Origin of the sequence: Xenorhabdus indica, from assembly GCF_014467235.1 — a bacterium.
GTDB classification, from domain to species: Bacteria; Pseudomonadota; Gammaproteobacteria; order Enterobacterales; family Enterobacteriaceae; genus Xenorhabdus; species Xenorhabdus indica.
Genome location: NZ_NKHP01000099.1, coordinates 1 through 837 on the forward strand (window position 1 = coordinate 1; position 837 = coordinate 837).

Below are 837 nucleotides of genomic sequence, written 5' to 3' on the forward strand. Positions count from 1 at the left end.
GAAGGAAAATCTTATTCGTTTGCCGGAAGTTCAACGCAGGACGGGTTATAGCAAGGCGTGGATCTACAAACTGATTAGTGCCGGAGAATTTCCGAAACAAGTCAAACTTGGTTCCCGCTCAATCGCCTTTGTTGAATCAGAAATTGATAACTGGATTTCCCAGCGGATCGCTGAATCACGGGCGGCATAACAGATAAAAGAACATGACATAAGAAACGTAATATAAAAAACAACGCCCCAGTGTGGTGACACACATCTGAGGCGTCTGACCACAACGTAAAGGAGACTTACGATATGGCTGATACACAGTCTAACCAAACTCACCCTAAATTTACATCTTCAGATATCACAGGCAACCAAAAACCGCTTGACCTGATCCAGACCGTGAAAAAATCCGCTATGTATCATTGGGAAAACCTATTGCCTGTCTGTGGCATCGATATTCCTGCAAAAGGGAAACATAGTGCTTGCCCTGTTTGCGGTGGCACTGACCGTTTTCACTTTATTGATGATCACCATCATGGCAATTGGCACTGCCGCCAGTGTGATACCCCGAACTATGGTGATGGGTTGGATTTAGTGGCAAAAACTAAAGGAATGTCCATCATTGAGGCGGCAAAAGTGGTTGCGGATGCGCTGGCGTTACCTTTACCAGAACCCAAGCCAGCCACGAAAACCATTCAAACAACACAACTGATTGCCGAAAAAGTGGCGGCATTGATGGCGCAAACTGTTGCCGGGCAATCTCCTTATCTGGTTGCAAAAGGACTGGATTACCCTAATCAGCGGCTATTGCTCAATAATTCGACTTTGTTGGCACTGACAACACTGGATAAA

Annotated in this window: 2 protein-coding genes; both read left to right on the forward strand. The window is 45.6% G+C overall.

Annotated elements, in window-relative coordinates:
- On the forward strand, positions 1–190 hold a 190-nt coding region (locus Xind_RS19650), incomplete at its 5' end, for a helix-turn-helix transcriptional regulator (protein ID WP_187650957.1).
- A gap of 104 nt (positions 191–294) precedes the next feature.
- Positions 295–837, forward strand: a 543-nt coding sequence (locus Xind_RS19655) for a primase-helicase zinc-binding domain-containing protein (protein ID WP_276511104.1), incomplete at its 3' end; no start/stop codon positions are given.